A 21,870-nucleotide genomic window follows, 5' to 3' on the forward strand; every position below is an offset into this window, starting at 1 on the left:
GGAGGCAACCTCCGTCGCAACGCCGTCTGGGCCTTCGTCGGCGCGGTGCTCGCCTCGGCCGGCTGGACCACCGCGGTGATGGTCATCCCGGGCCTGGTCGCCGGCGCCGGCGACTCGTCCCCGCGAAGCCTCGGCAGCTACCACCTGCCGGACGACTTCTGCGCCACCGGGAAGCCGACCCGGCTGCTGGAGACGTACTCCGTCTCGGACAGCCCCTCGCCGACCCACCACACCGACCGGCACCCGGCCCTGGACAGCGCGAACTGTTCGATGTCGCTCAAGCGGACCGGCGGCGGCACCGACAGCGAGTACGCCTCCGTCTACATGCGGGCCGACCTCCACAAGGCGGTCAACCCCGCGCCCGAACTCTCCGCCAACAAGGAGCTCTACCGGGCGCGCGGCTACCAGATCACGGACATCCCGGGGATCGGCGACGAGGCGTACTTCCTGTACAAGGACGACGGCTCGGGTCAGTACCACACCATCTACGCCGAGGTGGACATCCGCGACGGCGGGATGACGTACTACATCACGTACTCGGCCAACTACACCACGGGGAAGGCCGATCCGCCGTCCAAGGACTCCCTGCGCAACGACCTGCAGACCGACGCCAACAACACCGTACGGGCCATGCGCAAATAGGCTGCGCGTCGGGGCCCCGGACCCGCCTCAGTACGCGGGCCGGGAGCCGGCCCGGGCGGCCCGGGCGACGGCGACCACCGCGCGCTCCAGGGCGAAGGCCGGATCGTCCGAGCCACCCTTCACGGCGGCGTCGGCCTGCGCGATCGCGGTCAGCGCGGTGGCCACCGCGTCCCCCGTCCAGCCGCGCATCTGCTGGCGGACCCGGTCGACCTTCCACGGCGGCATGCCCAGTTCGCGGGCCAGATCGGCCGGACGCATGTTGCGCCCGGTGGTCGCCAGCCGCCCGATGCTGCGCACGCCGGAGGCCAGCGCGTAGGTGATGCCGGTCGGCGGCTGGCCGACGGCCAGCGCCCAGCGCAGCCGCTCCAGCGCCTCGGCGGCCCTGCCGGTGACCGCCAGGTCGGCCACCTCGAAGCCGGTGGCCTCGGCCCGGCCGCTGTAGTAGCGGGCCACCACCGTGTCGTCGATCGCGCCCTCGACGTCCGAGGTCAGCTGACTGCACGCGGCCGCCAGCTCGCGCAGGTCGCTGCCGAGCGCGTCCAGCAGCGCCTGGCAGGCCTCGGGGGTCGCGGAGCGGCCCAGCGTACGGAACTCGCCCTTGACGAAGGCCAGTCGCTCACTCGCCTTGGTCAGCTTGGCGCAGGCCACCTCGCGCCCGCCGGCCTTGCGCCCGGCGTCCAGCAGGCCCTTGCCCTTGGCGCCGCCGGCGTGCACCAGCACCATGATCACTTCTTCGGCCGGTGCCTCGATGTACGCCTTGACCTCCTTCACCGAATCGGCGGAGAGGTCCTGGGCGGCCCGGACCACGATCACCTTGCGCTCGGCGAACAGCGAGGGCGTGGTCAACTCGGCCAGACTGCCGGGCTGCAGCCCGCCGGGCGGCAGGTCCCGCACGTCGGTGTCCGGGTCCGCCGCCTTCGCGGCGGCCACCACCTGGGCGACCGCACGGTCCAGCAGCAGCTCCTCCTGGCCGACCGCGAGGGTCAGCGGGGCGAGCAGGTCGTCGGGTGCACTCTTCCTGGCCATCGCCTACCAGCATCCCACGGGCCGCAGACACTCCCGCCCCACCCGCCGGACACCCGGGCCGACCAGGCACCCGGCCCCACCTGGAGAATGGTCCGGTGACCGAGAACCACTCCCCCGAGCTCCCGGACGTCGACGACCCGTTCGCCCGGCAGCTGCTGGTCCTGCCCGACCGCGACGCCGCCGAAGAAGCCGCCGAGGAGCTCGGCGCGAGCCACCCCGACCTCGGCGAGCCCGAGATCGTCCGCGACGCCCTGGCCGGCGAGGACGACGCCGAGGACGCCCAGTGGCTCGTCGTCCTCGACCCGCCGCCCACCGGCTGGACCCCGGCCCTCCTCCACGCCCTCGACGCCCTCGCCACCACCCACGAGGGCTGGCGCGAGGAGGCCTGACCTGCCGGAGTGCGTTCTGCGGGGCGCGGCGGGCCCACCCGTCCGGCGCCGCTGCGCGGCTCATCGCGCGGAGAACGCCGACTGGGCTCCCGGGGCTCGTCCGGCGCCGAGGCCACGGGCTCGGCACCGGGGATCGCGCTCAGGTGGTCTGCCGCACGGGGCCGTCGCTCTCCCCTTCTCCCCTGCGCTTCGCTTCTTCTGCGGCTCTCTTCTTCTGCGGCTCTCTTCTTCTGCGGCTCTCTTCTTCTGCGGCGTGCTCCGGGCAGGCCCGGAGCACGCCGCAAAAACGTTTCTTCTGGGCTTGCGCCCGCACCTCTCCTCCTCCCACCACCCCTACCCCTTACCCTTCCCCACTTCGTGGTTGGGAGGAGGAGAGCGGGCATCACGCGGGTGGGGCCCGCGGTGTGCCGGGGGTCCGGCCAGGGCTGGCGTGGGGCGTCGAGTGCTTGGGGCTGTGGGCACGCGAGCGGTGAGTGCCGTGGGTGGGGTGCGGGTTGACGGCCACGCCCAGGGTGGCAGGAGAGTCGCCGGTCACGGCGATGTCGCCCGCACGGTCGGTACGCAGGACGGTGGCACCGAGGCCGCGCAGACGGTCGACCGTCTTCATGGACGGATGCCCGTACGGGTTGTCCTCACCGCAGGAGATCAGCGCGAGCCGGGGCCGCAGGGCGCCGGTCAGGTCCCAGTCCTGGTGAGCCGATCCGTGGTGCGCCACCTTCAGGACGTCGACCCGGCCCAGGTGGCCCAACAGGGCCGACTGTGCGGGCGGTTCAAGGTCTCCCAGCAGTGCCATCTTCATTCCTCCTGTCAGTGAAACCAGCAGTGCAACGCTCGCGTTGTTCGCGCCGGGCGCCTCGACGGATGTCCCAGAGGCCGGCCACAGCACCTCCCAGGTCAACCCCGGTCCGGCCGAGCGCCGTTCACCACGGCCCGCCCGCAGCAGCGGCGCACCCGCCCCCGCCGTCCAGGCGGCCACCCGGGCCGCCTCGCCCGGTGGGTCGTCCAGGGTCGTGCCCTCGACCGCACCCACCCGGCGGCCCCGCAACACCCCTGGCACGCCCTCGACATGGTCGGCGTGGAAGTGCGTCAGCACGAGGAGCGGCACCGTCGTGATGCCGAGCTCGCGCAGGCACCGGTCGGCAGCGTTCGGATCCGGCCCGGCATCGATCACCACCGCGCTGTCCGGCGCACCCGCCGCGAGGGCCAGCATGTCCCCCTGCCCGACGTCGCACATCACCAGCCGCCACCCCGGCGGTGGCCAGCCGGTGGCGATCCGGGTGAGCTGCGGCGGGCGCAGCAGTACGGCGAGCAGCACCACCAGCAGCGCACCCGTCACCGCCATCCGGGCCCAGCGCCGGCGGACCGGCACCCGCCCTCCGGGCTCCGGTCGCCGGGGCAGCAGGAGGGGTGCGGTCCAGCAGGCGGCCAGAACGACCAGCGCGACCGTCGCCGTCCCGAACCAGCCTCCCGGCCAGGACAGTTGGCCGCCCGGCAGCTCCGCTCCGCGTCGCGCAACGAAGGCGAGCCAGCTGGCCGGCACCCCGGCGGGCTCCGCCAGCAGGCGGGCCGGGCCCGGGAGGAACGGCTGCAGGATCAGCACCCCGAAGCCGAGCAGCGTCGCCGGGGCCACCGCCAGCTCGGCCAGCAGGTTGCACGGGATCGCAACCAGGCTGATGTGCCCGGACAGCACCACCGTCACCGGCGAGCACAGCGCCTGCGCCGCAGCCGCAGCCGCGAGCGCGCCCGCCAGGTGGTGCGGCCAGCGCCGGGCCCTCAGGGACTCCGCCCAGTGCGGTCCGAGGATCAGCAGCCCGGCCGTGGCGAGCACCGAGAGCAGGAAGCCGAAGGACTGAGCAAGAAAGGGGTCCAGCAGGACGAGGACCAGCACGGCTCCGGCGAGGGCGGGCACGGCCTGGCGGGGACGGCCGGTGGCCAGGGCCAGCATTCCGATCAACCCCGTCCCCGCGGCCCGCAGCACGCTGGGCTCGGGCCGGCAGACGGTGACGAAGGCCAGCGTCAGCGCCGTGCCGAGCAGGGCGCTGGTGCGCAGTGACAGCCCCAGCAACGCGGCCAGACCGCGCCGTTCCGGGGTACCTGCCTGCCCGGGCGCGCCCAGCAGCACGCCGAGGACGATCGCCAGGTTGGCCCCGCTGACCGCCACCAGGTGCACCAGGTCGGTGGCCCGGAAGTCGTCCACCAGGTCGTCGGACAGCCGCGAGGTGTCTCCGACGACCAGCCCGGGGAGCAGCCCGCGGGCGTCCGACGGGAGCCCCTCGCTGGCCGTGCGCAGGCCCTCGCGCAGCCGCCCCGCGATCCGCTGCGGCAGGCTCGGCGGCTCGACCTGCCGGGGCGGGCCGTGGACGGCCAGCAGTGCCGCGGACTCGGTGTCGTACCCCTCTCCCGCCGGTCGCACCTCGGCCTCCACGGCCAGCCGTTCGGACGGGAGCCGCCGCAGCCAGGGCTCGCTCTCCGGCCCGCGGACCATGACGGTCACGGGAGTGTGCGTCCTGGTGGCGTGCCCGTCCGGGAGGAGGGTGACCCGGTCGGCCACCGCCTTCACGGTGAGGAGGGTCTGCCCGCCGGTGGTACCGCCCCGGGAGGCGTGCACCTTCGGATCTCCGGCGACGGTCAGTTCGACCTCCACCACCGGGGCGGGCGTGCCCGGGGCCCGCGGCGGGGCGTGCTCGGCCGCCCGGGCGAGCTCCCGCAGCGGCCCCCGGTGCAGGTCGGCGGTGTGCAGCGGGGTCGCGATCGCGGCCGCCGCTCCGGTGAGCAGCACGGCGGCCAGCGCCACTGCGGCCCCTCGTCGGTGAGGGACGCCACGCCGGAGCAGCAGGCCGGGTCGGGGCGGGAACCCGGGCCTGATGAGCAGGAGGACGGCCGCGAGCACGGCCACCCCCGCGAGCGGGAGGACGAGGGCCTCGGATCCCGGTTCCAGGGGCAGGAGCACCGCCGTGACCACCCAGGCCGAGGCGGCGGGCAGCAGCAGTCGGAAGTCGGCGCTCGGCGAACCGGTGCGCGGGAGCGGTGCGGTGGTGGCGGACATGGCGTCACCTCCCTTCAGGAGCGGTAGGAGGGGGGAAGGAATGTCAGAGGGTCAGCAGTGGGCGGAGTTCCGCGAACGTACGGGCGCCGATGCCGCTGACCTGCCGGAGCTGGTCGACCGAGCGGAACGACCCGTGCGAGGTGCGGTAGGCGAGGATGCGCTGCGCGAGGGTCGGGCCCACGCCGGGGAGGGTGTCGAGCTGTTCGGCGGTGGCGCGGTTGAGGCTGACGGGTGGTCGCGGGGCGCCGGCCCCTGGAGGCCCGACTGCGGCCCCGCCGGTCCCGCCGGTCCCGCCGGTCCCGCCGGCCAGGGCGGCAGGCGGGGCCTGCTCGCCGACCAGGATCTGTTCACCGTCCGTCAGGATCCGGGCCAGGTTGAGGTTCCTGGTGTCCGTCTCCGGCAGCGGACCGCCTGCCACCCGCAGGGCGTCGGCCACCCGCGAGCCGCCGGGCAGGGTGTGCAGGCCGGGAGCGCGGACCCGTCCGCCGATGTCGACCACGACGGCGGCCTCGGCACCCGGGCCGGTGGAACCCTCGGGTGGACCGGCTCCGGACGTGCCCCCGGCTGCGGACGAGCCGCCCGGCACCGAGGCGGCTGAGGACGCCGACGATGCCGACGACGTCGAGGCGACCGCCAAGGCCGGAACCGCCACCGCCTCCGGTCTGGCCAGCCAGAAGTGCTGCACGGCGTAGCCGACCGCGAAGATCAGCAGGATCGCCAGCCCGGCCACCGCCCGCCGGTCGAGTGCCAGTGCCGAGGTGAACCGCAGGCGCGATCCACCGCCCGGCGGATCCGGGAGGTCGAGCGGATCCACCGACGCGGGCAGCGGCGGCCCGGCAGCGGCCCGCCTCCCCTCATCCGCTGGAGGCGGGGACGGAGGTCGCGACGGCGACGGCGACGGCGACGGCGACGGGAGACCGTCGCCCACCGGCGCCTCGTCCGTCGGCAGCAGCGCCGCCATCCGCAGCCGAACCGTCTCGTTGATCGCTTGGCGCTTCGCCGCGCCCAGGCTCAAGGTCGTCATGGCGAGGACGCTAGGAGTCCTCCGGCGAGCGCGCAGAAACTACCCGAGCCCTGTGGATAACCCGGGGGCTGTGGACAAAAAGTGTCACTCACACGAGTGAGTAGCCATCACCACAGTTGACCCACCCGTCCCCCTGCACCCCGCAAACCCGCGACCCGCCCCGACCCGCCCCAGCCCCCGTACGAACCGCCTCACCCCGGCACGACCGGAGCGACCACCACCGCGAGCAGCCCCGGCCCGACGTGCGCGCCGATCACCGCCCCCACCTCCCCCACGTACAGCTCCCGCAGCCCCGGCACCCGCGCCCGCAGCCGCTCCGCGAGCGGCTCGGCCCGTTCCCCGGCCGCCAGGTGGTGGACGGTGATGTCCACCTCGCCCTCCCCCGACCGCTCGACCGCGATCTCCTCCAGACGCGCGATGGCCCGCGAGGCCGTCCGCACCTTCTCCAGCGGTTCGATCCGCCCCCCGTCCAGGTGCAGCAGCGGCTTGACCGCCAGTGCCGACCCGAGCAGTGCCTGCGCCGCCCCGATCCGCCCGCCCCGGCGCAGGTGCTCCAGAGTGTCCACGTAGAAGAATCCGCTGGTCACGGCCGCACGCCGGCTCGCCGCCTCGGCCGCCTCCCCCAGTCCCCGCCCGGCCGCGATCGCCTCGGCCGCCGCCAGCACCCCGTAGCCGAGGGCCATCCCGACCAGCCGGCTGTCCACCACCCGCACCGGTACGGGAGCCTCCGCGGCCGCCAGCCGGGCGGCCTCGACGGTGCCGGACAGCTCGCCGGAGATGTGCACCGAGACGATCCCCTCCGCCCCGGCCTCGGCGGCCGCCCGGTAGGCGGCGGCGAAGGTCTCCGGATTGGGCCGGGAGGTGGTCACCCGCTGTTTGCCGTGCAGCGCCTCGGCGACGTCCTTCGGGGAGATCTCGACGCCCTCGCTCAGGACCGAGTCACCGACCGCGACGCTCAGCGGGACCACCGTGATCCCGTGCCGGTCGAGGGCCTCCTGCGGCAGATAGGCCGTGGAATCGGTGACAAGTGCGAGGTCGGAGGGCATGAGCCGGAGGTTACTCCCCGTTCGTCCGGGAGGACAGCGTCCGTCCCCGGGCACCCGCGGGACACCCGAGCCGGAGTGGGACTCAGCCTGCCGAAGGCCCCACCGAGGGCCCTGCGGAGGGTGCCGTCGAAGGCCCCGCGGCCGGCTTCCGCAGCCGCTGCGTCAGCTTCGCCACCAGCGGATCGGCCAGCCCGAGCAGTTCCTCCGCGCTCGGCCGCCCCTTGCCATCCGTCAGTCCCGCCCGGGCCGCGCCCGGCGCCTTGCCCGCGCCGGAGGACGCACCCGAAGAGGCGGCACCCGCACCCGGGGCACCCGGAGCAGTGGCAGAGGCGTCCGAAGAGTCCCAGTGCCGCAGCGCCCCCGCCTCGCTCTCGCACTCCTGGCTCAGCCGGCTCAGCTCGTCCTCCGCGAACCGGTGCATCCGGTCCTGCGCCGCCCACCGCATGGTCTCCGCCGAGTGGACGATCCGCTCCGACCGTTCCCGCAGCTCCGGCAGCTTGGCCGCGATCCGCGCGGTGTCCGGCTCGCGTTCGAGCATCCGCAGTTCGCCGTCCAGCTCCGCCGCGTGGGCGTCCAGCCGGGTGAGCAGCGCGAGGGCCTCGCCGAGCTGGCCGTCCTGCGACAGGCCGCCTTCCAGCACCTGCCGGGTGCCGTCCAGCGAGGTCCGGAGCTTGAGCCGGACGGCGGCGATCTGCGCGGGCGGGCCGACCTTGGTGTACGTCTTCGCCTTGAGGGTGGCGGTCTCGACGGCGCGCCGGGCGTTGGCCTCGTGCTTCTCGACCTTCGCGGCGACGGCCTTGGCGGCCTTGACCGTGCCGACCACGGCCAGTGTGAGTACCGCGATCCCGAAGAGCAGGATCAGGCCGACCACCACGCCGAACACGTCCATCGCGAGCCACCTTCCGCCGCCGTTTCGGCCCCCACCGGGCCCAACGCGGGCCGTATCGCCGTGAGTTCCACTTGCCGCGATTTCCACAGTAGCCGCCGCACCCGGCCCCGGGGCGGTCGGAACGGGCCGGGCGGTCGGAGATCAGGGACAGATCCGGGATCTCCCGGAGGGCCCACGACGGGCCGGAAGCCGAATCGGTAGGGCCCGGCAGCCGAACCGGAAGGACCCGGAACCCAGACCGGAAAGCCCGCAAGCCGGACCGAAGGAGCACCGAAAGAGCCCGCCGAAAGACACGCGAAGCCGCAACAGCAGGCAGAGGACGCCACAGAAACCGCGGAAACAAACCGGGCGGGCGCCCCGAAGGACACCCGCCCGATCACATCCGGTCAAACCCGGAGCCTCACCCGGTGACGATGTTCACCAGCTTCGGCGCCCGCGCGATCACCTTGCGCACCGCGGCGTCCCCGATCGCCGCGACGACGGCCGGGTCCGCCAGCGCCAGCGCCTCCAGCTCGGCGTCGGTGATGCTCGGCGCGACCTCCAGCCGGGCCTTCACCTTGCCCTTGATCTGGACGACGCAGGTCACCGTCTCGTCCACCACGTACGCCGGGTTCGCGACCGGGTAGTCGGTGTGCGCCAGCGACTCGGTGTGGCCCAGTCGGCGCCACAGCTCCTCGGCGATGTGCGGGGCCAGCGGCGCGACCATCAGCACCAGCTGCTCGGCCACCGCCCGCGGCGTGGAGCCGCGCTTGACCAGGAAGTTGTTCAGCTCGATCGCCTTGGCGACGGCCGTGTTGAAGCGCAGCCCGGCCATGTCGCCGCGGATGCCGTCGATGGCCTTGTGCAGGGCCCGCAGGGTCGCCTCGTCCGGCTCCTCCTCGGTGACGACCAGTTCGCCGTTGGCCTCCGAGACGACGTTGCGCCACAGCCGCTGCAGGAAGCGGTACGAGCCGACCACGGCCCGGGTGTCCCAGGGGCGGGAGACGTCCAGCGGGCCCATGGACATCTCGTACAGGCGCAGCGTGTCCGCGCCGTACTCGTCGGCGATGTCGTCCGGGGCGACGGCGTTCTTCAGGGACTTGCCCATCTTCCCGGCCTCGCGCTTGACCGGCTCGCCCTGCCAGAAGTACTTGCCGTCGCGCTCCTCGACCTCGGCGGCGGGCACCGGGAAGCCGCGCTCGTCGCGGTAGACGTCCGCGGTGATCATGCCCTGGTTGAACAGCTTGTGGAACGGCTCGACGGAGGACACGTGGCCCAGGTCGTGCAGCACCTTGTGCCAGAAGCGCGCGTACAGCAGGTGCAGCACGGCGTGCTCGGCACCGCCGACGTACAGGTCGGCGCCGCCGGCCGGCTTGGTGTCCGTCGGGCCCAGCCAGTAGCGCTCGTTGGCCGGGTCGACGACGGCCGCGGTGTTCGCCGGGTCGACGTAGCGCAGCTCGTACCAGCACGAACCCGCCCAGTTGGGCATGGTGTTGGTCTCGCGACGGTACTTCTTCGGCCCGTCGCCCAGGTCCAGCTCGACGTTGACCCAGTCCTCGTTGCGGGACAGCGGGGTCTCGGGCGAGGAGTCGGAGTCGTACGGGTCGTAGGTGCGCGGCGAGTAGTCGTCGACCTCGGGGACCTCGACCGGCAGCATCGACTCGGGCAGCGCGTGCATGACGCCGTCCTCGTCGTAGACGACCGGGAAGGGCTCGCCCCAGTACCGCTGACGGCTGAACAGCCAGTCGCGCAGACGGTAGTTGACGGTGCCCTCGCCGATGCCGCGCTCGGCCAGCCAGGCGGTGACGGCGGCCTTGGCGTCGACGACGCTCAGCCCGTTCAGGGTCAGCCCGTCCTGCGGCGTCCCGCCCTCGGAGGCCCCGCCCTGGGCGGAGTTGACGATGACCGAGTCGTAGGTGTCGAAGGCGTCGTCCCAGGTCTCCGGGGACTCGCCGCGCCCGTCGGTGGGCTGGACGACGCAGCGCATCGGCAGGCCGAAGGCGCGGGCGAAGGCGAAGTCGCGGTGGTCGTGGGCGGGGACGGCCATGATGGCGCCGGTGCCGTAGCCCATCAGCACGTAGTCGGCGATGAACACCGGGACGGGCTCGCCGCTGACCGGGTTGACGGCGTAGGCGCCGGTGAAGACGCCGGTCTTGACCTTGGCCTCGACCTGCCGCTCGACGTCCGACTTGGCGGCGGCCGCGGCGCGGTAGGCCGCGACGGCCTCGGCGGGGGTGGCGGCGCCGCCGGTCCACTCGGCGGGCACGCCCTCCGGCCAGGCGGCGGGGACGATCGTGTCGACCAGGCCGTGCTCGGGCGCCAGCACCATGTAGGTGGCGCCGAACAGGGTGTCGGGCCGGGTGGTGAAGACGGTGATCTTCCCGCCGTCGACGGCGAAGTCCACCCGGGCGCCCTCGGAGCGCCCGATCCAGTTGCGCTGCTGCAGCTTGATGGCCTCGGGCCAGTCCAGCAGGTCCAGGTCGGCGATCAGGCGGTCGGAGTACGCGGTGATGCGCATCATCCACTGGCGCAGGTTGGACTTGAACACCGGGAAGTTGCCGCGCTCGGAGCGGCCGTCCGCGGTGACCTCCTCGTTGGCCAGCACGGTGCCCAGGCCCGGGCACCAGTTGACCGGCACCTCCTTGGCGTAGGCCAGCCGGTACTCGCCCAGCACCTCGTCGCGCTCGGCGGCGGACAGCGACGCCCACGCGCGCCCGCCCGGCACCTCACGCGAACCGGACTCGAACTCGGCGACCAGTTCGGCGATCGGGCGGGCCTTGCGGGCGGCCTCGTCGTACCAGGAGTTGAAGATCTGCAGGAAGATCCACTGGGTCCAGCGGTAGTACTCCGGGTCGATCGTGGAGATCGAGCGGCGCGGGTCGTGGCCCAGGCCCAGCCGGCGCAGCTGCTGGCGCATGTTGGCGATGTTGGCCTCGGTGGAGACCCGCGGGTGGGTGCCGGTCTGCACCGCGTACTGCTCGGCGGGCAGGCCGAACGCGTCGTAGCCCAGCGTGTGCAGCACGTTGTGGCCGGTCATCCGCTGGTAGCGGGCGAAGACGTCGGTGGCGATGTAGCCCAGCGGGTGGCCGACGTGCAGGCCCGCGCCCGAGGGGTACGGGAACATGTCCATGATGAAGCTGTGCGGCTTCGCGGCGACGTCACCGGCGGACGGGTCGGCCAGCGCACCGGTGGGGTTGGGGGCGTGGAAGGTGCCCTCCTTCTCCCAGATGTCCTGCCAGCGGGACTCGATCTCCGCCGCCAGCGCGGCGCTGTACCGGAACGGCTCGGTCGCGGTCTCGGCCGCGCCGGACGCAGGGGTCGTCTCGCTCATCGTCCTTCAAGCTCCATCGATGTCAGTTGGCGAACCGCGCGACGCGGCCGGCCCGTGGACCCGTCCCATGACGGGGGCGGGGGCGGAAAACAAAAAATCCCCTCGCAGGAGGGGACGCCACGCCGACTCCGGCACCGCCCGAGGGCGCGGCCGGTCCTGGTCAGCGCGGCCGGCTAAGGAGCAGGCGCACGGTTCGCATGGGCTCAGGGTACCGCAAGCAGGTCAGCGCGTTCCCGGGGATACCGGCGCGACCCCGGCGGCCCGGCGCGCCTCCCGAAACCGGCCCAACGCACCCGGCGGACCTCCCGAGAACAGCCCAACGCCCCGGGAACCCCCGGAAGCGCCCCGCCCCCGCCCGGGAAACCTCACCGCGCCGCCGCCCGCCCCGCCGCGTCGAAGTCCCGCAGCGCCTTCGCCAGCCGCTCGGACTGCATCCCCGCCGCGAGCGAGCGCGCCAGCGCCGCCGTACGGGCGGCCTCCCGCTGGTCGCCGAGGTGCCGGTGGGTCTCGGCCAGGCGGACCATCAGCAGCGCCTTGGTCCGGGCCCGCCCTGGCCCGAGCCCGGCGACCGCCTCGGCGAGCAGCGCCTTGGCCATCCGGTGCCGGCCGAGCGCCAGCCGCCCCTCCCCCACCATCCCGGCGAGTTCGGCCCGGGTCTCCTCGGTGCCGGGCACGCCGTCCAGTTCGGCGAAGGCCCGGGCGGCGGTGGCCTCGGCCTGCTCGGCCTCGCCGCGGCGGCCGTGCGCGCGGGCGATCCGGCCGAGCTGGCGGGCCCGGGCGGTGGGGCTCAGCGCGGGACCGTGGGCCTCCAGGGCGGTGCGCAGCGCGGAGACGGCGTCCAGGCCGCGCCCGCCGCCGCCCTGGGTGGCGAGCACGACCAGCGCGCCGAGTCCGGCGACTCCGAGCCGGGCGTCGCCGCTGACGTGGGCGGCGCGCAGTGCGGCGACGAAGGCGCGCTGGGCGGCCGCGTCGTGGCCGAGGTCGTACGCGGCCCAGCCGGCCAGCCGGGCGAGTCTGCTGGCCGTGCCGTACAGTTCGCGGCCGAGCCGCTCGTCGTACGCTCCCAGTTCCAACAGCTTTGCCAGCATGGCGAGTTCGGCCCTGGCAGGGCCGAGGACGAGACCGCCGCCGCAGGAGCGTTCGAGCCGCTGTTTGCTGCGGTAGGACAGGCCGAGTTCGCCGGCCAGCCCGGGGTCGACGCGCAGCGCGCCCTCGCCGCCCCCGACCGGCGGGGGCGTGGAGCCGAGCCGTTCGGCGGCGTGGTCGAGGTCGGCGCTGCGGAACAGGTCGGTGAGGCGGACGGGCCCGGCGTCGGTGGCGGCCTCGCGCAGCGCGGTCTGGGCGGTGTCGGCGGTCCAGGGGTCGGTGAGCAGCCGGGGCGAGAGGATCTTGGCGCCGCGGTGGCCGCCCATCCGGCCCCAGAGCTGTTCGTAGGTGACGGCGATGCCCAGGGTGCGGCTGAGCACCTCGCAGACGGTCTGGTCGTGCGGGCTGCGCGGCACCATGCCGCGGTCGCGCCACTTGTACGGGGCGGTGGAGCTGATGGCCAGGCCCGGCGGCAGGGCGAGGCTCACCTCGCGGGCGAGCCGTTCCGGGCTCCAGCCGAGCTGGTGCAGTATCCGGGCCAGCTCCTCGTTCCGCCTTCGCTGCAGATCGGCCATGGCACGACGTTAGCGGTCTTTCCGGCCGGTTCGCGGGTGGCGGGGCAGAACGGCGAAGAGCCGCCCCCCGTTTCCGGGTGGCGGCTCTCGACTGCTGTGGAGCTATGGGGAATTGAACCCCAGACCTCTTGCATGCCATGCAAGCGCTCTACCAACTGAGCTATAGCCCCTCGACCTGCGATGTCACCGAAGGTTTCCGATCGTTTCCGTCCGTTTCCCTCGGCGACATCGACTACTTTACACGGTCCTGGGCATGCTCAGAAATCCGTTCCCCCGCGGTGCCGGTGCGGGCCGCTCCGCCGGTCCCGGCTCAGCGCGTCACCACCCGTCGGCTGCGGGCCGCGAAGGCCGCGGCCACGAGCACGGAGGCGGCGTTGACGGCCAGGGTGACCTGCAGTGCGTGCCCGGATTCGGCGGCCGGCGCCGGCAGGTCCACCTGTCCGAGGAAGACCGAGCCGAGCACCGCGACGCCGGTCACCTGCCCGAGCTGGATGACCGTCACCATCACCCCGCTGGCGTCTGCCGCGTCCTCGGGCGCCACCCCCGCGAGTGCCCGGGCGAACAGCGGCGAGTACGCGCAGCCGGCGATCAGGCCGAGCCCGGCCATCTCGGCCAGCGGCAGCGCCCCGATCTCCGCACCGCCGCCGAGCAGCACCCCCAGCAGCAGGTAGCCCCCGCCGAGCAGCAGCCCGGCGAGGACCGGCAGCAGTCCGTGCAGCTGGCCCGGCAGCCGGTGCCAGTGCAGGCTGGACAGGCCGAAGCCGACCGCGACGGGCGCCGAGCAGAGCCCGGCGCGCAGCGCGGTGTGGCCGAGCCCGGCCTGCTGGTGCAGGGCGAAGGCGAACATGAAGCCCGAGAAGGCCGCCATGATCGAGAACAGTCCGGCGGCGGCCGGGCGCAGACCGGGGGCGCCCAGCACCCGCCCGGAGATCAGCGGCTGCCCGCCGCGCCGGGCGACCGCGCGCTCCACGACGACGAACAGGGCGAACAGCAGCCCGCTGCCCGCGATCATCGCCCAGCCCCAGGCGGGCCAGCCGAGTTCGTGGCCGAGCACCAGCGGCACCACCAGCAGGCCGAGCGCCGAGCCCAGCACCACCAGGCCGGGGAGGTCGAAGCCGCGCGAGGCGTCGCCGGGCAGCCGCGGCAGCAGCCGGGCGCCGGTCGCCAGCAGCACCAGCCCGATCGGCACGTTGACCAGGAACACCGGGCGCCATCCGGTGCCGAACAGGTCGGCGCTGACCAGCACCCCGCCGAGCACCTGCCCGAGCGCCATGCCGCCGGCCAGCACCGCCGAGTAGAAGCCGAGCGCCCGGGTGCGGGCGGCGCCGGTGAAGGTGCGCTGCAGCAGGCTCATCACCTGCGGCACCATCAGCGCCGATCCCGCGCCCTGGAACAGCCGGAAGGCGATCAGCCAGCCGGTGGTCGGGGCGAGGCCGCAGGCCAGCGAGGTGGTGGTGAAGGCGGCCAGGCCGAGCTGGAACAGCCGGCTGTAGCCGTAGCGGGCGCCGAGGCGGGCGCCGGTGATGAGCAGGACCGCGTAGGCGATGGTGTAACCGGCGATCACCAGTTGCAGGGCGGCGCCGGAGGCGCCCAGGTCGGTGCGGATGGTGGGCACCGCGACGTTGACGATGGAGACGTCGAGCACGGCCATGAACTGCCCGCACAGGACGAGAGCGAGGAGCGGCCCGGGCCGTACGGCCGCGGTCCGGGTGGTGCCTCCGGCCGCGCCGGGCCGGATCTGAAGGTCCGTCATGCCAACCAGCCTGCGGCCGTGGCGGTACTGGTGGTTAGAGCCTGCTGATCCTGGTACCGACAGCACCTGTATCGCCCGGGCCCGCTGCGGCACGATGGACGGCATGACCGTGCTGGAGGAGCTCCCCGCCGCGGCGAACGGCCGCGACCGCCGCCGAACCGAACTGGCCCGCTTCCTGAAGGCCTGCCGGGCGCGGGTCACCCCCGAGGAGGTCGGCCTGCCGCCCGGGCTGCGCCGCCGCACGCCGGGGCTACGGCGCGAGGAGGTCGCGCAGCTCGCCGGGGTCGGGGTCACCTGGTACACGTGGCTGGAGCAGGGGCGTCCGATCAACGCGAGCGAGCAGGTGCTGCTGGCGGTGGCCCGGGCGCTGCGGCTGGACGGCACCGAGCGCGAGCACCTGTTCCGACTGGCCGGGGTGGCCCCCTCGGGGCTCGCGCAGCCGGGCCCGCCGGAGTTGAGCCCGTCGATCCAGGTGATCCTGGACTCGCTCGCCCCGCTGCCGGCCGCGGTCTCCAACACCCGCTTCGACGTGCTGAGCTACAACCAGCCGTACCGTTCGCTGTTCGGCACCGAGCGGACGGGCAGCTCGAAGGGCTTCAACAGCCTCGTGTGCATGCTCCTCGCCCCGCCCTGCTGCAACCCGTGCGAGAACCGCGACGAGGCCCTGCCGCGCATGGTGGCGGTGCTGCGCTCGGCGTACGGCAAGCACGTCGGCGAGCCGGCCTGGGAGGCGCACGTGCAGCGGCTGTCGGCGCGCAGCGAGCTGTTCCGGGAGCTGTGGGAGCGCCAGGAGGTGGCACCGACCGAGACCTGGCCGCGGATCTTCCGCCACCCGTCGGTCGGCGTGCTGCGACTGAACGCCACCTACCTGACGATGCCGGGCGTGCCGGAGTGCTACATCGTGGTGTACGTCCCGGCGACGCCGGAGGACCAGGAGCGGGTCGAGCTGCTCAACTCCCTGCCGCCGGGCGGCTGGACGCACACCTGCCTGCGCTGAGGGCCGCCCGGAGGGGGCGCCGCCCGAGAGCACCCGGAAACGCCGGGAGGCCGCCACCCGTTGGGTGACGGCCTCCCGAACCACTGTGGAGCTATGGGGAATTGAACCCCAGACCTCTTGCATGCCATGCAAGCGCTCTACCAACTGAGCTATAGCCCCGCACTCACCGGATCTCCCGCTTCCCTTCCGGGCCGCGTTCCTTCCCTGCGAACGAGGAAGACTCTAGCTGGTCAGGGCCGGAACTGCGAAATCCGCCCTCTCCAGGGCCCCCGCCGGGCCCCCGCGGGGGCCCGTGCCGGAGCCGTCAGGTGTCGTCGCCGATGACCGGCTGCGGGAGCGTGCCCGCGTTGTGCTCCAGGAGCCGCCAGCCGCGCGCCCCCCGGCCGAGCACCGACCAGCAGCAGTTGGACAGCCCGCCGAAGCACTCCCACAGGGGGGGCTCCAGCGCCAGCAGCCGCCCGAGCATGGTGCGGATGGTGCCGCCGTGGCTGACCACGACCAGCGTGCCGTTCTCCGGCAGCTTGGCGACGGCCTCCAGCACCACCGGCACCGAGCGGTCGGCGACCTCGGTGGCCAGCTCGCCGCCACCGCCGCGGCGCACCGGATCGCCGGCCGCCCAGGCCGCGTACTCCTCCGGGTAGCGCTCGCGGATCTCGGCGTTGGTCAGGCCCTGCCAGGAGCCCGCGTAGGTCTCCCGCAGGCCCTCGTGGTGCTGCACGTCGAGGCCGGTGACCGCGGCCAGCTCCTCGGCGGTGCGCCGGGCGCGCTTGAGGTCCGAGGAGATCAGCAGGTCCGGGCGCAGGCCGGAGAGCAGCCGGGCCGCCCGCTGGGCCTGCACGACGCCCTGGCCGGTCAGTTCGATGTCGGTGGTGCCCTGGAAGCGCGACTCCAGGTTCCAGGAGGTCTGACCGTGCCGCCAGAAGACGATGCGCGGGCCGCGCGCGTCCCGGCTCAGTGCAGGTCCTCGGGCTTGCCGAAGTCGTCGGCCGGGGCGACGGCGTTGCCGGCCTGGTCGGTGATGGCGTCGGGGCGGTTGCGCGAGGCCAGGGCGTCCTCGGGCAGCGGCAGCTCCGGGCAGTCCTTCCAGAGCCGGTCCAGCGAGTAGAAGGAGCGCTCCTCGGAGTGCTGGACGTGCACCACGATGTCCAGGTAGTCGAGCAGGATCCAGCGGCCCTCGCGCTCGCCCTCGCGGCGCACCGGCTTGATGTCCAGCTGCTCGCGCAGCTGGTCCTCGATCTCCTCGGCGATCGAGCGGACCTGGCGGTCGTTGTTCGCGGAGGCGATCAGGAAGGCGTCGGTGATCGACAGCACCTCGCTGACGTCGAAGGCGATGATGTTGTGCGCGAGCTTGTCGGCCGCCGCCTGCGCGGCGACGGTGATGAGCTGCTGGCTGTGGTCGGTGACGGTCACGGTGTTCTTCCGGCTCGGCGGCTTGGGGCGCCCCGGCGCACGGCCGGGGTCGCCTTCCAGGATCTCACGCCGTCCCGGCGGCCCCGGAACCGTTTTCCAGGACCCCCGGGGCCGCCACGGAGCCGCCGGGGCGGCCGAAACCGCCGGGGCCGCGAAAGCCGTCGGCGGCCACCCGAGGCCCCGGAGGGCACCGGAGGCCGCCCGGACCGCCGACGGACACGGCCCCGCGCCCGCCTACTGGTTCTTCGGCGGCTGGTAGTCCTTGCCGAGCACGACCACCAGGTCCGCGGTCTGGGCGTCGCCCGTCTTCTTCACCACCGTGTCCGGCAGACCCAGGCTGGTCGCCAGCGACTTCGCCGCGGCCTGCCGGGCGTCGTCGGTGTAGCGGATCTCACTGGCGGCCTGCGGGGCGGTCTTGGCGCCGCCCGGCACGAAGGTCAGGCCGGAGTTGACGATCTGGACCTGTGCGGCGGCCGCCGCCGTGTCGCTGCCGGAGGCGTCCTGCAGCGCGACCCGGGCCGGGGCGTCGGCCGAGGCCGCGGACTTCACGGTGCCGCCGAGCACGTCCTTGACCTGCTTGCCCGCGGTCGCCTCGTCCAGGCCGCCGTCCGGCTTGACGGTCAGCGCGCTGGTGCCGAAGTGGCCGTCCTTCGCCTGCTGGGCGAGCTGGGCGAGCACCCCCGCGAGGGCGTCCTCGGGCAGCGAGGGGTCGAGCACCGCGTTCATCCGGTGCACGTCGTCCTTGGCGTCCTTGAAGTCGGTCGGCATGGTGCGCACCACCGCGTCCATGACCTGCCCGAACCGGGCCAGCTGGGCGTCCCGGTTCTCGCCCGGCGCCTGGAGCGTGGCGTACGCGACCGCAGCCTTCCCGCTCAGCAGGATGTTCTTGCCCGCCGGGGAGAGCAGCTTGCCGTCCGGCTTGCCGCCCTCGTGGGTCTCGGCGTTGGTGTCCACCCGGATGCCGCCGAGCTGGGAGACGAGCATCTCCAGGTACGGGGTGTCCAGCCGCCAGGTGCCGGCCACCGGGGCGCCGAGCACGGTGGCCAGGCCGTCGCGGGTCGCCGAGGCGCCGATCGCGTCCATGGCCTGGCCGACGGTGGTCACCGGCGGGTCGCCGGGGCCGGGCAGCCGCAGGGTGTCGGGCAGCAGCAGCACCGTGCCCTTCTTGCCGGAGGCGTCGTTGACCAGCAGCGCGCTGGACATCTTGCCCTGCAGGTCGCGCAGGTGGACGACGTTGACCTGGCGCCCGCCGACCGCGGCGGCCACGGTCGGCTTGCCGCCGGTGAACCACAGGTAGCCGCCCACGCCGCCCGCCGCGAGCGCCACCACGACACCGAGGCCGATCAGCCGGTTGCGCAGCTTGCGGCGCCGCTCGGCGCGCACCTCGCTGCGGGACTCGGCGAACTTCAGCCAGTCGATGACGTCCTCGGACTGCTCCGCCTCCTCGTCGACGAAGGTGAACTCGCCCGTGGTGTAGGAGTCCTTGGGCGCCCGGCCGCCGGCCTTCCCGGCCCGGGCCCCGGCGACCTGCTCGGAGGGCGGCGCGGGCTGGGCCGGGGCCGCCTCGGCGGCGGGCCGGGCCGTGCGGGCGCGCGGCGGCGGCACGATGGCGGTCGCGGCGGTCGCGGCGGTCGCGGCGGGAGCCGGAGCGGTCGCGGGCTCGGCGGTCGCGGGCTCAGGCTCCGGCTCGGCGACGACCGGGGCGGCCTGGTACGGCTGCTGCTGGTACGCCTGCTGCTGGTAGCCGCCGTACGGGTCCTGCCCGTACACCGGCTGCCCGTACTGGTCGTACTGCTGCTGCTCGTACTGGCCCTGCTGCTGCGGGTACCCCTGGTACCCCTGCTGGTACGCCTGCTCCTGGTAGCCGCCCCCGTACGTGCCCTGCCCGTACACCGGCTGCCCGTACTGGTCGTACTGCTGCTGCTCGTACTGGCCCTGCTGCTGCGGGTACTCCTGCTGGTACCCCTGGTACGGCTGCTGGTACTGCCCGGTGGACCACTCCTCCGGCTGCTGGCCGCTGCGTTCCGTCACGCCCGCTCCTGGCTCAGGTCCCGTGCGGCGCGTACAGCGCCCGCTTGTCGATGTAGCGGACCACGCCGTCCGGGACGAGGTACCAGACCGGCTCGCCCTTGGCGACCCGGTTGCGGCAGTCCGTGGAGGAGATGGCCAGCGCCGGGACCTCCACCAGGGAGACCCCGCCCACCGGAAGTCCGGCGTCCGACAGAGTGTGCCCCGGGCGGGTGCACCCGATGAAGTGGGCCAGCGAGAACAGCTCGTCGGAGTCGTGCCAGGAGAGGATCTGGGCGAGCGCGTCGGCACCGGTGATGAAGAAGAGGTCGGCGTCCGGGTTCAGGGCGTGCAGGTCGCGCAGGGTGTCGACGGTGTAGGTCGGGCCCTGGCGGTCGATGTCGATCCGGCTGACCGAGAACTGCGGGTTCTCCGCGGTGGCGATGACCGTCATCAGGTAGCGGTCCTCGGCCGGGGTGACCTGGCGGTCGCTCTTCTGCCAGGGCTGCCCGGTCGGGACGAAGATCACCTCGTCCAGGTGGAACGCGCTCGCCACCTCACTGGCGGCGACCAGGTGGCCGTGGTGAATGGGGTCGAAGGTGCCGCCCATCACGCCGAGGCGCTTCTTCACCGGTTCCGGTCCGCCGGGAATCCCGGCCTGCTCTCCCATGCCGCCACACCTTACGCGACGCCTGTTACGGGGCGGGAACGCCCTGGTGGGGGTTGTTCGCAGATGCGTGAGGGAGCGGCCGGCCCGGTGGCCGGACGCTCCCCGAGCGGTCCCGCGACGCGGTTCAGCGGTCCCGGTTGAAGCGGGTGGTCACGAAGAGCAGGAGCAGCAGGATGACCAGTGCGGCGCCACCCGTCAGGAGCGGGTTCAGGCTGTCGTGGTTGCCCCCCTCGCCCTCGGCGAGCAGGTTCAGAACGGGGAGTGCGGCAGCAGTGCTCATGGTCGGCGGGACCTTCTCGGCTCGGTGAACGGACCTGGGGGTTGTTCCGGGCCGGTGAGGGCCCACCCGTCATCGTACGGGTGGTTACACGGCAACCGCTCGGCGGCCCACCGCCGCTGACCGGGCGTGAGCCTCCACCGCGTGACGGCGCCTCCCGGACGGGTCCTAGTTGCCGCGGAAGGCGCGGGCCATGATCCAGACCAGCAGGCCGATCCCCACGAAGGACGCGATCACGATGATCCGCAGGAACAGGCCCGGGCCGGACTCGTTGGAGATGGGGGCGGCCAGGCTGACCAGCGTGTCGGTGGACATCTGAGGGCTCCTCGAACTGCTCGGTACCGCGGCCGGGTCCGGTCTCGGTTCTCCAGGGCATTCAGGGTAAACCCGCCTCACACCGGCGCCACCCACCGGCCCCTGCGCCACGCTCCGCCCCGCGCGTAGGCTGGCCGCGGGGACGAGTACGCAACCGCGGACGTTGCACAGACAGTCGTTGCAGGCGAAGACCAGCGGGGGCCGGCCACTGCGGCCGGGGCCGCCGTCGACCAGGAGGTACTCAGACCATGACCGACCCGACCGCGAAGACCCCCAGCCGACGGCGCCAGCGGTTCCCCGAGATCTCCACCCGGGCGTGGGAGCATCCCGCCGACCGCTCGGCCCTGGTCGCCCTGCGCAAGCTGTCCGGCTTCGACGACATCCTGAAGAAGCTCGCCGGGCTGGTCTCCGAGCGCGCCATCCGGCTGATGTTCCTGGCCACCGCCGTGAAGACCTCCGAGCGCCAGTTCCCCGAGCTGTACGACATGGTGCGCGACGCCGCCTACGCGCTCGACCTGGAGCAGGTCCCGGACCTGTACGTGACCCAGGACCCGGCGGTCAACGCCTTCACCATCGGCATCGACACCCCGATCATCGTGGTCACCAGCGGCCTGGTCGAGCTGCTGGACGAGGAGGAGCTGCGCTCGGTCGTCGGCCACGAGGTCGGCCACGCGATGTCCGGCCACGCCGTCTACCGGACGATGCTGATGATCCTCACCAACATCGCCACCCGGATCGCCTGGATACCGCTGGGCAACCTGGCGATCACGGCCCTCGTCACCGCGCTCAAGGAGTGGTTCCGCAAGGCCGAGCTGTCCAGCGACCGGGCCGGCCTGCTCGCCGGGCAGGACCTCCAAGCCTCCATGCGGGCCCTGATGAAGCTGGCCGGCGGGCACAACCTGGGCGAGATGAACGTCGACGCCTTCCTGGAGCAGGCCGAGGAGTACGAGAAGGCCGGCGACCTGCGCGACGGCGTGCTGAAGCTGCTCCAGCTGCTGCCGCAGACCCACCCCTTCGCGGTGGTCCGGGTCGCCCAGCTGAAGAAGTGGGCGGAGAGCGACGAGTACCGCTCGATCCTGGCCGGCGCCTACCCGCGCCGCACGGACGACCGGGACGCCTCGGTCGGCGAGCAGTGGAAGGCGGCCGCGGAGCACTACTCGACCTCGGTCAAGGAGAGCAAGGACCCGCTGATGGGCCTGCTGCGGGACGTGGCCGGCGGCGCCGCGACCGTCGGCGGCAAGCTGCGCGACACCTTCACCGGCACCAACCGCGGCGGCTCCTCCTCGGAGCGGGACGACAGCTGAGCGCGACGGCGGCCGGGCACCACGACGGCTGAGCGCGACGGCCGGCCCCGCACGGACGACGGCCGGCGCCCCTCCCGGGGCGCCGGCCGTCCGCGTATCCGTCC

General features: G+C 73.6%; 18 protein-coding genes and 2 tRNA genes. 4 read left to right on the top strand and 16 right to left on the bottom strand.

What is annotated here, in order from left to right; genetic code table 11:
* Positions 1-45: 45 nt before the first annotated feature.
* On the top strand, positions 46-642 hold the full coding sequence (locus RZ50_RS13910) for a hypothetical protein (RefSeq protein ID WP_196951698.1): 597 nt from the start codon (positions 46-48) through the stop codon (positions 640-642).
* Between the two features lie 27 nt (positions 643-669).
* Here RZ50_RS13910 and holA read toward each other — a convergent pair whose 3' ends face one another.
* Entirely contained in the window at positions 670-1,668 is a 999-nt protein-coding gene (gene holA, locus RZ50_RS13915) for a DNA polymerase III subunit delta (protein ID WP_196951697.1), read from the bottom strand.
* Between the two features lie 95 nt (positions 1,669-1,763).
* Between holA and RZ50_RS13920 the strand changes: the two genes are divergently transcribed.
* Complete coding sequence (locus tag RZ50_RS13920) at positions 1,764-2,057, top strand: hypothetical protein (protein ID WP_196951696.1); 294 nt, start codon at positions 1,764-1,766, stop codon at positions 2,055-2,057.
* A gap of 382 nt (positions 2,058-2,439) precedes the next feature.
* On the opposite strand, the gene RZ50_RS13925 is transcribed toward RZ50_RS13920, so the two are convergent.
* The 8 genes from RZ50_RS13925 to RZ50_RS13960 form a co-directional block, all read right to left on the bottom strand.
* Positions 2,440-5,103 carry a ComEC/Rec2 family competence protein gene (locus RZ50_RS13925; protein ID WP_196951695.1) on the bottom strand — a complete coding sequence of 888 codons (2,664 nt, stop codon included), beginning with the start codon at positions 5,101-5,103 and terminating at the stop codon, positions 2,440-2,442.
* Positions 5,104-5,146: 43 nt separating this feature from the next.
* Positions 5,147-6,127 (bottom strand): ComEA family DNA-binding protein, encoded by a 981-nt coding sequence (locus RZ50_RS13930; protein ID WP_196951694.1) that lies wholly within the window; start codon positions 6,125-6,127, stop codon positions 5,147-5,149.
* A 191-nt stretch (positions 6,128-6,318) separates the two neighbouring features.
* Positions 6,319-7,173 (bottom strand): DegV family protein, encoded by an 855-nt coding sequence (locus RZ50_RS13935; RefSeq protein WP_196951693.1) that lies wholly within the window; start codon positions 7,171-7,173, stop codon positions 6,319-6,321.
* Between the two features lie 82 nt (positions 7,174-7,255).
* Entirely contained in the window at positions 7,256-8,062 is an 807-nt protein-coding gene (locus RZ50_RS13940; RefSeq protein ID WP_196951692.1) for a hypothetical protein, read from the bottom strand.
* A gap of 400 nt (positions 8,063-8,462) precedes the next feature.
* Positions 8,463-11,372, bottom strand: a complete 2,910-nt coding sequence (gene leuS / locus RZ50_RS13945) for a leucine--tRNA ligase (RefSeq protein WP_196951691.1) — start codon at positions 11,370-11,372, stop codon at positions 8,463-8,465.
* Between the two features lie 365 nt (positions 11,373-11,737).
* Positions 11,738-13,033 carry a hypothetical protein gene (locus RZ50_RS29885; protein ID WP_196951690.1) on the bottom strand — a complete coding sequence of 432 codons (1,296 nt, stop codon included), beginning with the start codon at positions 13,031-13,033 and terminating at the stop codon, positions 11,738-11,740.
* Positions 13,034-13,130: 97 nt separating this feature from the next.
* A tRNA-Ala gene (locus RZ50_RS13955) sits at positions 13,131-13,203 on the bottom strand.
* A gap of 140 nt (positions 13,204-13,343) precedes the next feature.
* On the bottom strand, positions 13,344-14,786 hold the full coding sequence (locus RZ50_RS13960) for an MFS transporter (RefSeq protein ID WP_196951689.1): 1,443 nt from the start codon (positions 14,784-14,786) through the stop codon (positions 13,344-13,346).
* A gap of 103 nt (positions 14,787-14,889) precedes the next feature.
* Here RZ50_RS13960 and RZ50_RS13965 point away from each other — a divergent pair, with 103 nt between their 5' ends.
* On the top strand, positions 14,890-15,783 hold the full coding sequence (locus tag RZ50_RS13965; protein WP_196951688.1) for a helix-turn-helix transcriptional regulator: 894 nt from the start codon (positions 14,890-14,892) through the stop codon (positions 15,781-15,783).
* Between the two features lie 86 nt (positions 15,784-15,869).
* On the opposite strand, the gene RZ50_RS13970 is transcribed toward RZ50_RS13965, so the two are convergent.
* The 7 genes from RZ50_RS13970 to RZ50_RS14000 all read right to left on the bottom strand — a co-directional run bounded on the left by RZ50_RS13970 (position 15,870) and on the right by RZ50_RS14000 (position 20,462).
* Positions 15,870-15,942: transfer RNA gene (locus RZ50_RS13970), tRNA-Ala, on the bottom strand.
* Positions 15,943-16,087: 145 nt separating this feature from the next.
* Positions 16,088-16,738: a histidine phosphatase family protein gene (locus tag RZ50_RS13975; protein ID WP_196951741.1), complete on the bottom strand. Its 651-nt coding sequence runs from the start codon at positions 16,736-16,738 to the stop codon at positions 16,088-16,090.
* A complete protein-coding gene (gene rsfS / locus RZ50_RS13980; RefSeq protein ID WP_196951687.1) occupies positions 16,735-17,193 on the bottom strand; it encodes a ribosome silencing factor in 459 nt (152 codons plus the stop codon). The genes RZ50_RS13975 and rsfS overlap by 4 nt, the downstream gene beginning before the upstream one ends.
* A 234-nt stretch (positions 17,194-17,427) precedes the next feature.
* Positions 17,428-19,224 (bottom strand): LytR C-terminal domain-containing protein, encoded by a 1,797-nt coding sequence (locus tag RZ50_RS30120; RefSeq protein WP_217680534.1) that lies wholly within the window; start codon positions 19,222-19,224, stop codon positions 17,428-17,430.
* A gap of 13 nt (positions 19,225-19,237) precedes the next feature.
* The gene (nadD, locus tag RZ50_RS13990) at positions 19,238-19,870 is read right to left on the bottom strand and encodes a nicotinate-nucleotide adenylyltransferase (protein WP_254802479.1); all 633 of its coding nucleotides are present in this window, start codon (positions 19,868-19,870) and stop codon (positions 19,238-19,240) included.
* A gap of 124 nt (positions 19,871-19,994) precedes the next feature.
* The gene (locus tag RZ50_RS13995) at positions 19,995-20,150 is read right to left on the bottom strand and encodes a hypothetical protein (RefSeq protein WP_167344219.1); all 156 of its coding nucleotides are present in this window, start codon (positions 20,148-20,150) and stop codon (positions 19,995-19,997) included.
* A 165-nt stretch (positions 20,151-20,315) separates the two neighbouring features.
* The gene (locus RZ50_RS14000; RefSeq protein WP_196948774.1) at positions 20,316-20,462 is read right to left on the bottom strand and encodes a hypothetical protein; all 147 of its coding nucleotides are present in this window, start codon (positions 20,460-20,462) and stop codon (positions 20,316-20,318) included.
* Positions 20,463-20,710: 248 nt separating this feature from the next.
* Between RZ50_RS14000 and RZ50_RS14005 the strand changes: the two genes are divergently transcribed.
* Positions 20,711-21,766, top strand: a complete 1,056-nt coding sequence (locus RZ50_RS14005; RefSeq protein ID WP_196948773.1) for a M48 family metallopeptidase — start codon at positions 20,711-20,713, stop codon at positions 21,764-21,766.
* Positions 21,767-21,870: the final 104 nt, after the last annotated feature.

Source organism: Kitasatospora sp. SUK 42, assembly GCF_015776785.2.
GTDB lineage: Bacteria > Actinomycetota > Actinomycetes > Streptomycetales > Streptomycetaceae > Kitasatospora.